This window comes from Hyalangium sp. (assembly GCF_035629615.1).
GTDB lineage: Bacteria > Myxococcota > Myxococcia > Myxococcales > Myxococcaceae > Hyalangium.
Window position 1 is genome coordinate 1 of sequence record NZ_DASPHO010000142.1, and the last position, 9,031, is coordinate 9,031.

Annotated in this window: 11 protein-coding genes and 1 pseudogene; 11 read left to right on the plus strand and 1 reads right to left on the minus strand. The window is 69.1% G+C overall.

All coding sequences use genetic code 11. The annotated features are described in order from the left end of the window. Positions 1-2,069 (minus strand): CARDB domain-containing protein (locus tag VD972_RS07180; protein ID WP_324982719.1); only part of this gene is annotated, 2,069 nt, incomplete at its 3' end. A gap of 149 nt (positions 2,070-2,218) precedes the next feature. Between VD972_RS07180 and VD972_RS07185 the strand changes: the two are divergent. The 11 genes and pseudogenes from VD972_RS07185 to VD972_RS07235 form a co-directional block, all read left to right on the plus strand. Beyond that, positions 2,219-2,287 (plus strand): annotated as a pseudogene (locus tag VD972_RS07185) (DUF5953 family protein); the annotation flags it as partial. Positions 2,288-2,546: 259 nt separating this feature from the next. Further along, on the plus strand, positions 2,547-3,047 hold the full coding sequence (locus tag VD972_RS07190) for a hypothetical protein (protein WP_324982722.1): 501 nt from the start codon (positions 2,547-2,549) through the stop codon (positions 3,045-3,047). A 10-nt stretch (positions 3,048-3,057) separates the two neighbouring features. After that, on the plus strand, positions 3,058-3,543 hold the full coding sequence (locus VD972_RS07195; RefSeq protein WP_324982725.1) for an ATP-dependent helicase HrpB: 486 nt from the start codon (positions 3,058-3,060) through the stop codon (positions 3,541-3,543). 11 nt (positions 3,544-3,554) lie between these two features. Further along, positions 3,555-4,364, plus strand: coding sequence for a flagellar M-ring protein FliF (locus VD972_RS07200; protein ID WP_324982727.1), 810 nt, complete (start codon positions 3,555-3,557; stop codon positions 4,362-4,364). A 122-nt stretch (positions 4,365-4,486) separates the two neighbouring features. Beyond that, entirely contained in the window at positions 4,487-4,915 is a 429-nt protein-coding gene (locus tag VD972_RS07205) for a hypothetical protein (RefSeq protein ID WP_324982730.1), read from the plus strand. A gap of 38 nt (positions 4,916-4,953) precedes the next feature. Beyond that, entirely contained in the window at positions 4,954-6,102 is a 1,149-nt protein-coding gene (sctQ, locus tag VD972_RS07210; RefSeq protein ID WP_324982732.1) for a type III secretion system cytoplasmic ring protein SctQ, read from the plus strand. A 17-nt stretch (positions 6,103-6,119) separates the two neighbouring features. Next, complete coding sequence (locus VD972_RS07215) at positions 6,120-6,524, plus strand: hypothetical protein (RefSeq protein ID WP_324982735.1); 405 nt, start codon at positions 6,120-6,122, stop codon at positions 6,522-6,524. Beyond that, positions 6,521-7,246, plus strand: coding sequence for a type III secretion system export apparatus subunit SctR (gene sctR, locus VD972_RS07220; RefSeq protein ID WP_324982738.1), 726 nt, complete (start codon positions 6,521-6,523; stop codon positions 7,244-7,246). The genes VD972_RS07215 and sctR overlap by 4 nt, the downstream gene beginning before the upstream one ends. Before the next feature lie 4 nt (positions 7,247-7,250). Next, positions 7,251-7,520, plus strand: a complete 270-nt coding sequence (gene fliQ / locus VD972_RS07225) for a flagellar biosynthesis protein FliQ (RefSeq protein ID WP_324982741.1) — start codon at positions 7,251-7,253, stop codon at positions 7,518-7,520. Beyond that, positions 7,517-8,311, plus strand: a complete 795-nt coding sequence (locus VD972_RS07230; RefSeq protein ID WP_324982744.1) for a flagellar biosynthetic protein FliR — start codon at positions 7,517-7,519, stop codon at positions 8,309-8,311. The genes fliQ and VD972_RS07230 overlap by 4 nt, the downstream gene beginning before the upstream one ends. Continuing rightward, on the plus strand, positions 8,308-9,031 hold a 724-nt coding region (locus VD972_RS07235; RefSeq protein WP_324982748.1), incomplete at its 3' end, for an EscU/YscU/HrcU family type III secretion system export apparatus switch protein. The genes VD972_RS07230 and VD972_RS07235, both read left to right, overlap by 4 nt.

The following is a 9,031-nucleotide window of genomic DNA, read 5'->3' on the forward strand; positions in this document are numbered from 1 at the left end:
AACCGCCGCCCCGAGAAGCTCTCCGGCACCGTGTGCTGCTCCGCCAGGATCGCCTCCTGGTTCGCGTTGATGAAGCTGCTCAGCACATTCGTGTTGTTGAACCCGTTGTCCGCCGTCAGCTTCACCGTCGTCGGCTGCAGCCCCGTCGCCGTCAGCACGAACTCCCGCATCTCCCACAGCTCGCCCAGCTCCACCTCGTTCGTCCGGATCTGGTTCAGTGCGTTGCCGTGCGGCCTCCCGGGCATCACCCCCGCCTTCGCGAACCGGTCCGTCAGCCCCTGCAGCTTCGTCTTGAACTCCGCGCTCCCCAGGTTCAGCTGCCCCAGCTCGTGCCAATCTCGTGCCCAGCGCTGGATCGCCTCCGGCGTCGTGCCCGGCAGCGCGTACTCGAGGATCACCGTGAACTCCAGCGGGTTGCCGTTCGGGTCCACCACCCCGAACACGAACCGCCCCTCTCCCGCCTGCACCCCCGGCTGACGCAGGTCCATCCGGTTCACGATCGCCAGCAGCCGGAACGGCGCGTGCGCGAAGTTCAACGGCCGCGACGGGCCCCCACTTCGCTCCTCCCACGGCCCCAGCACCTTCGTCATCATCAGCGGCCGCGCCGGCACCGTCAGCCCGTTGATCGTCTGCGGCGTGTTCCACGTCTTCAGCCACTGGCGCACCAGCGCCGAAGGATCGCCGCCCCCCGCCATCACCCGCATCAGCGTCTCGAAGTGCCACGCCCCGCCCAGCGCTGTGCGCGTCGGATCCTCCACCACCGACAGCGAGGTGATCATCAGCTCCTTCGTCCGCGCCACCGTGCACGTCGCCGGCCCACACGCCGTCGTGGACTCGCAGCCGTTGGCCAGCTCCCCATCGCAGTCGTACGTGCCCACCGGGCACGCCTCGTCGCACGTGCTCGCCACGCACACCCCTTGCGCGTTGCCCTGCCCCGGGCACGTCGTGCCGCACGTGCCGCAGTGGTCCGCGTCCGCCGTCAGGTCCACCTCGCAGCCGTTGGCTGGGTTCCCATCGCAGTTGCCGTAGCCCGGCGCGCACGGCGTCTCGTACGTCTGCCCCTGCACGCACGTGGACGCGTTGAGCGCCGCATCCCGCGCTGCCACGTACACACGGCGGATGCTGCCCGGGCCCGTCGCTGCCACCGCGAGCACCGCGCTGAAGGAGCCGCTCGTCCCCGCGAACACCGTGGCCGCCGGCATGCCCGTGCACGCCACGTCCACGAAGACGGCCACCTCGCTGCGCGGCTCGGCCGTGCCCGTCACCCGCAGCTGGTGCTGGGGGGTGCCGTACTGCCAGTCCACTCCCACGAGCACCGGCGGGGCCGGCGGCGTCGTGTCCTGGTACCCGGACCCGGACGGCACAGGGATGCTGGTGCAGCCCGAGGTGTTGCCCGCCGAGTCATACGCTCGCGCTGAGTAGCTGCGCACCACGTACTCCGAGGAGCCGTCCGGATACGGGCAGGACGAGCCCGATGTCAGGTTGGCCACCGCCATGCCCGTGCAGCTATCGCCCCGGAAGAGGAGGATGGTGGCGTTCGGCTCGCTCTGGGCCGAGATATTCGGCACCGGCGAGGAGCCCCCCGTCGGCTCCAGCCACGAGAGCACCGGCGTCGGCGGCGGGGTGAGGTCCACCCGCACGGTGCGGCCCAGGTGGCGGTTGTTGCTCTCGTTGCCCTCGCGCACCAGGTCATGCGGATCCGCGATGGCGCCCAGGTAGTAGCTGCCCTCCAGTACGCTCGGCGTCTCGGCCTTCGCGCTCGCGCTGCGGCAGGTCCCCGCCGGCACCGGGGTCGTCTCGCTGGAGGCCAGGAACTCATCGCTCTCGTCGATCATGCTGTCGCGCGAGAGGTAGAAGCCCACCTCGGTGCTGCCGGGCACGTCGCCCCGGTTGCACAGCAGCACCACCATGGGGTCCTTCCATCCCGTGCCCAGCTTCGAGGGCCCCGTGAGCATCTCCAGCTGGAACTCCGGCATGCCATCAGCCGGCCCGGTGTCGGAGTCCAGCTCGGAACACGCGGTACAGCCCAATAGCGCGCCCGCGAGCGCGGCAAGCCACCACTTCGGCATGTGCATAGGAGGTCTGCCTTCAGGGATGTGAGGAGCTACCGGCCCGCCCCGCGAACTTCGGTCTCCGCCCTACTCACCCGGACCCAACCAGGCACTCGGACGCAATGGGCGCCGACTTATTCTGAGACGACAAGGGCCATGCTCAGCCGCACCTTGAGGCGCTCTTGCGCGCATACGAGCACTTCCCGGAGATTGGCGGGCGCGTCCCTCCGCGCTGAGTGAAGTGGCTTGGCATCTCCTGGCGCGGTCCAGTGGCCCGAGAACAGGTCGCAACCCGTCTGAGGCGGGGAGCCCGGGACGCAACTCTGCGGGCGGCGCGGGGCGCGGACGGGCACCGTCGCGTGCCGCGGACGGTCCATCGGGCCCGCTGGACTCTCCCGAAGTCGCCCCAGCGGCTAAACCCTCGACCTTTCAGGGCGTCCACGCTGGCACGGGAACTGAAAAGGGCTCCTGGCGCAGTTCAACCAGGAGGCTCTTGTGGAGAACAACAACCGTATCGCGTCGCTGTCCATTACCCCCACCTACGCGCGGCAGACGCCGCAGAACGAGTTCGGCGCTGTCCTCGCGCGGACCGCTCAGGAGGTCGTCAAGAAAGGCGTTGGCCTCGTCGGCGGAATGATTCCGGGAGCGCCGGTGCTGAGCGCAGCGGTCTCGAGCGTCAGCTCCGTGGCCACGAGCGTCGGCTCGGTGTCCGCGACCGTGCCGTCGACGAACGGCTCCACCGTGCCGATTCCGGGAGTCGGCGGGAGCGCTGGCACCAGCGGCCCTGGCGCGGCGGAGGGGACGACGGGGAAGGGGGATGCCTGGGACATGCTCGAGGCCCAGAAGCTGATGGCGGCCGAGGGCCAGAAGTTCAACATGGCGTACCTGCAGCTCCAGAACGACATGCAGCGAGAGAGCCGCGAGCACAACGCGGTCTCCAACATCATGAAGGTCCGCCACGACTCGGCGAAGGCCGCCATCAACAACATCCGCTAGGGGCGGCGCCATGGCCATCGACAAGGTGGGTTCTGTCGGAGGCGCGGGAGCCACTCCCGCGCTGGAGACCGGCAAGCAGCAGTTCGGCAAGGTGCTTCAAGGTGTGAAGGGCGGAGAGCAGGGGGCGGGCATCCCCGTCGCCACGGAGGGGGCTCAGCGTCCGACCTCTTCGGAGGCGATGCGAGGGCCGCACCAGGCCCAGTCGGTGGATCGAGCCGCCGCGGGCCGGGCGGAGGTGACGCCGGGCGCGAGGGTGGACTCGGTGCAGTCGGCGCGGGCGCAGCAGGCCGTGCAGATGCTGGAGCGGGTGAGCCAGGCGCAGAAGCGGCTGGACCACATCCTCGCGCTGGCGGAGTCGGGGCGGACGTTCACCCCGGCCGAACTGCTCGCCTTCCAGGCCCACGTGTACTCCGCCAGCCAGGAGCTCGATCTGGCCGGGAAGGTCGTCGAGAAGGCGACGGGCGGCGTCAAGCAGGTGCTTCAGACCCAGATTTGAGGAGTCTCTCCATGTCGTTCTCCCTTCGCCGCTGTCTCTGTCTTTTCCTGCTCCTGTGCACCGCCGCGTGCCGGGAGCGCATCCAGCATGGGCTCGACGAGCGCCAGGCCAATGAGCTGCAGACGGTCCTCGCCGAGCGTGGACTGGACGCTCGCAAAGTTCCGGAGGCGGGCAAGAAGCCCACCTGGGCCATCGAGGTGGAAGAGGCCCAGGCCTCGGACGCCGTGCGCATCCTGGCCGAGCTGGGGCTGCCGAGGCCCGTGGAAGAGGCGGGCTGTGACGTGTTCGGCGGGGGCGGGCTCATCCGCTCTCCTGTCGAGGAGCAGCTCTGCCGGGTCCGGGTCCTCGAGCGGGGCGTCGAGAAGACGCTCCAAGGAGTCGATGGGGTGCTCCTGGCGCGAGTGCACCTCATGGTGCCGCCTCCGCCGCGCCCTGGACAGGTGGCAGCGCCCGCGAAGGCCTCCGCGATGCTGCGGACGGCACCTGGGCAGTCGGCTCGGATCCGTCAGACGCAGGAGCAGCTCCGGGCACTGATCGCTGGAGGTGTGGAGGGGCTGTCTTCGGAAGCCGTTGCGCTCATGGTGGACGAGGCGGCCACGCGCGTGGAGGTGACAGCCCCTCGGAGCTCTCCGCTCTTGAGGCTGCGCATGCTGCTGGTGGCGATGGGCGTGGTGCTCACCGGGCTGGCGGTGGCGCTGGTGTTCCTCGCGATGCGCCTGCGGCACTACCAGACCGATTCCGAGGCCGCGCTGCCGCCGGCGGCTCCACCTGTTCCTGCTCGGCCCGTGGTCGCTGCGAATGCGGCGCGCCGGGTGGCCTGAGACGCGGAGGAGGGTGCTCCATGGAGGCCACACGGATCGTGCGGAGACCGGTTGCGAAGGGCCGCACTGAGGAAGCAACTCGCATCATTCGCCAGCCCGTTTCCAAGGAGAAGACTCCGTCTGTGCCTTCACGCAAGGCACCGGCTGTGAAGGCGGTGGCCTCGAAGACGCCGCCGGCGTTCCTGCCCCTGGCACGGTTCGCGCTGGTGGCGCTGGTGTTTGGCAAGGAGCGAGCTGAAGAGCTGCTCGAGGGCTTGGGAGCGCGCGAAGCCGAGCGGGCGAAGGAGCATCTGGCCCACTTCGCGGCGCTCTCCTCGGCTCAGCGGCAGGCCCGGGTGGCGATGGAATTTGGGCTGCGGAGCGACCCCGCGGAGCAGCTTCGCGGGCTGATGGCGGAGGCTCCCGAGGCCCTGAGACGGGAGATCTTCCGAAGGCTTGCGCCTTACCACCGCAGCCTCTTTCCCCGGCGCCGGGTAGAGCCTCCGGAGGCTGAGACGCCCCCGGTGATGAGCGCACTGGCCGAGAGGTTGATTCGCGAAGCCACCCGCTGACCCATCTCGTTTCGCGCACACCCCCGTAGGAGTTTCCCATGCATACCGAACAGCACAGTGCCCCGTCTCCTCAATCCAAGGTGTCCCGACTGAAGCGGCTGGGGACGCGCCGGCTGGCGCGGGCTCATGTCACCCTGAGCGAGCGTCCCCAGGTGGCGATTCTGGGGAGGCAGGTGCTCTCGATCATCTGTGAGGCACTGGTGCGCGAGCTGGGCGGCTCCGTCAGCGGCACCGGCCGGCTGGCGGAGACCGTCGTGATTCCCGTGACGGGACTGGCGCACACGGCGGCCTTTGTCCTTCTGGATCTATCGGTCACGGGGGGCTGTGCGGTGTTGGAACTGGAGCTGCCGGTTCTCTTCGCCGCGCTGGAGCGCCTCGCTGGAAGCGGCCAGCGGCCGAGTCCTGTGACCCGTCTCACGCGCCTGGAGGAAGCGACCTTCGCCTTTCTGGTCCTGTCGGCGCTTGCGGCGCTCCGAGCCCGGTCGGAGATCCACCCTCGGCTGGGAGCTCGGCTGGCGGGGGTGACGATGAACCGAGCAGAGGCGCTGTCGCGGCTGGATGCCCGCCGTCCTCACCTCAGCGTGGAGCTGTCTCTATCGGTGGGGGACGTCTCGGCGGGGGGACGGCTGGTGCTCCCCGCTGTGATCTTCGAGTCCGCCTGGAAGGATCTGCTCGTGGAGCGGGACTCCTCCATCGCTCCGGAGGTCCTCGCGGCGTGCATCGGTGCGTGGTGCTTTCTGGGCAGTGCCCGGCTCTCTCCCTCTTCGCTGCGGACGCTCTCGGCGGGAGATGTCGTCGTCTTCCAGGCCCGCCACGGCGGTGACCAGCTCCTGGGCCACGGCCGGCTGGTGACTCGTGGCTTCCAGCTGGTGGGCGAGTTCACCCCTGAAGGTTTTTCGCTGACCCGCGCGCGCAGGCGCGCCCTTCCCCTGGAGTCAAACATGGCACCTGTAAACGAGCAGAGCGGAGGAATGCCTCCGCTTCCCGTGGATGTGGAGATCGAGCTGACGCGGCTGATGCTGCCGCTCTCGGAGCTGGCCGCCCTGAAGCCGGGCTCTCTTCTTCCGCTGCGAATCAACGCCAGTGAGCCGGTGCTGCTGCGCATCGGTGATCGCGCGGTGGCCCGGGCTGAGCTGGTCGATATCGACGGCGAGGTCGGCGCTCGCATCCTCAACCTGCTGCCGTGAGCCCTCGGAGGAACGTCATGCTTGCCTCTCTCTCTCCTCGGAAACGCCTGTTGCTCGTGGGTGCACTCATTCTCGGCCTCGCGGTGCTGGCCCCGCTCGGAGGCTTGCCGGCCGCCGCGGCCGCCCGCTGGCTCCTGGGCGCCGTGGCGCTGGCGGGGCTCGGCGGGTGGCTGTGGCGTCGCGGCAGCGCGAGCTCACGGTTCACCCTCCCCGAGCGCCTGAAAGTGGTCTCCCGCGCCGGACTCTCCCAGCGCTGTGGCATCGCGCTGGTGGAGGCGGACGGCCGCAGCTTTCTCGTGGCCTTTGGTGACTCGTTCGCAGAGATCCATGCGGCCCCCATGCCCAAGCGCGCGATCGGGCTGGCCCGGCGGCCTGCTCCTCACTGCTGCGCCTTGATGCAGCCGAAGGGAGTCGTGCGATGAAGCGGGGAATCTTCGTGGGCCTTCTTCTCGCGCCAGCATGGGCCTTGGCCAGTGGGCAGACCCTCTCGCAAGCATCCTATGCCGGCAATCCGCTGGCGATGATGGCGCTGCTCGCGGTGATGTCGCTGTTGCCCTTCGCAGTGCTCATGCTGACGAGCTTCTCGAAGATCGCCGTGGTGCTGTCGTTCGCGCGCTCGGCGATGGGCACGCAGCAGGCGCCACCGACCATCGTCCTGACGGGGCTGGCGGCGGTGCTCTCGGCGCACATCATGTCCCCCGTGATGGAGCGCATGTACGACGCGGGACAGCTTGCATACCAGCAAGTGGAGTCCGGTGCGCAGATCCTCTCCGCGGCGACCGAGGTGGCGGAACCGCTGCGCTCCTTCCTGCTCAAGCACGGCAGCGCCGAGGAGCGGGCGCTCTTTGTGGATCTCGCGCGTGAGCTGAGGCCTCCCGAGGAGATGGATCAGGTCCAGGAGAGTGACCTCTTCGTGGTCATCCCGGCCTTCGTCATCACCGAGCTGAAGGAGGCCTTCCAGATCGGCTTCCTCATCTTCCTTCCGTTCCTCGTGCTGGACATGGTCATCGCCAACGTCCTGCTTGCCTTGGGCATGCAGACGCTGTCCCCGAGCCAGGTGAGCCTGCCATTCAAGATCCTCCTCTTCGTCGCCGTGGATGGCTGGTCGCTGCTCGCGCGCGGGCTCATCCTTGGCTACCGGTGATGCCATGACCCAGGATGTCCTGCTGGCGCTCGGCCGCGAGGCGCTGCTCCTGATGGTCCTCGCCTCTCTCCCACCGATCGGCGCGAGCCTGGTGGTGGGGTTCGTCATGAGCCTGTTCCAGGCCACCACCCAGATCCAGGAGACCACGCTGTCGGTGGTGCCCAAGCTGTGCGCGGCGGTGCTGGCGCTTGTGCTGGCCGGGCCATGGATTGCCGGGCAGCTCACCCGGTTCACCCACCAGCTGCTCATGGCCATCGCAGAGGTGGCCATATGAACTTCGATCTGCTCCGCGCACAGCTCGAGTCGCTGGGCCCGCACATCGTCTCGGTGGCGCTGTGTGGCTCACGGCTCATGCCCGTGGCCTTTCTCTGTCCGCTCCTGGGCGGGCAAGCTGCGCCGACCACCGTCAAGCTGTCCCTGGTGTTGAGCCTCTCGCTCTTCCTTCACCTGGTCGCGGGCGTGGCGCTGCCAACGGCTGTGGAGACGCCAGTGGCGTTGATGGCGCTCGTGCTCAAGGAACTGGTCTATGGGACTTGCGTGGGGCTCATCGCCGCGCTGCCGTTCGACGCGGCGCGGATGGGAGGGCGGTTCATCGACCTCTTCCGAGGCACCTCTGCTGAAGCCAGCCTTCCGCTGGCAGGGAGCCGCGAGTCGGCCACGGGAGATGGTCTGTACCAGCTCCTCGTCGCGCTGGTGGTGACAGGGGGGCTGTTTCCGCTCGTTCTCTCCGGGGTGTTGCGAGGTTTCGGGGTGGTGCAGCTGGGGGTGGCTGTCCCCTCGGAAGCTGCGGCTCTGTACCTCGTGACACTGGCGGGAGGCGCCATGGCGACAGGGCTGGCGGTTGGCGCGCCCATTGCCGCGGCGGTGCTGGCCGTGGACTGCCTCATGGGAATGGCATCCCGTGCGGCTCCGCAGGTGAACCTCCAGGAGCTGGGTGCTCCGCTGCGAATCCTGGGAGGCGGCGCGCTCTTGTGGCTCGGTGTGGGAGTGCTCTGCGAGCGGCTGCTCACGGGCGTGGTGGGCCTGGAGGGTGGGCTGCGGTTGCTGGGGGAGGCGGCGCGATGAGCGAGAAGACGGAGAAACCCTCGGCGAAGCGCCTGCGTGACGCGCGCCGCAAGGGGCAGATCCCGCGAAGCCGCCTGCTGTCCTCCAGTGCGGTCACCCTGGGAGGGCTGCTCGGCTTCACGGCCTCTGCTCCTGCGGGCTTCGAGCGGCTGAAGGCGTGGACCACCCAGCTGCTGCTCGAGCCGGGCACTTCCAACAGGTGGGAGGAGGGGCTGTGGATGCTGGCACGCCTGGCGGGCCCGGCTTTGGGAGGAGCGCTGGTGGCGTCTCTTGTCGTCTCCGTGGCCATGGTGGGCTTCGAGCTGAACCCGGAGCACCTGATGCCCAAGCTGGAGCGCGTCAGCCCCGCCGAGGGCCTGAAGCGGCTCTTCAGCGTCCGGTCACTCGTAGAGCTGGCCAAGGCTCTGGCGGTGATGGGAGTGGTCGCGGCGCTGGTGTGGAGCGAGGTGGAGGAGCTCGGCCCGGATGCGCTGCGCGCGGTGTGGCTCGACGGAGCCGCAGGCCTCAGCCAGCTCGTGGGGCGCCTCGCGCCTTTGGCAATGCGTCTCGCCTGGGTCCTGCTGGTCCTGGGTGTAGCCGACTACGCGCTCGCCCGCAGGCGGCACCTCAAGGACCTGATGATGACCCGCGAGGAGGTGAAGCGGGAGTACAAGGAGAGCGAAGGCGATCCGCACCACAAGGCTCAGCGCAAGGCGGCCCACCGGCAGCTCGCGCAGGGAG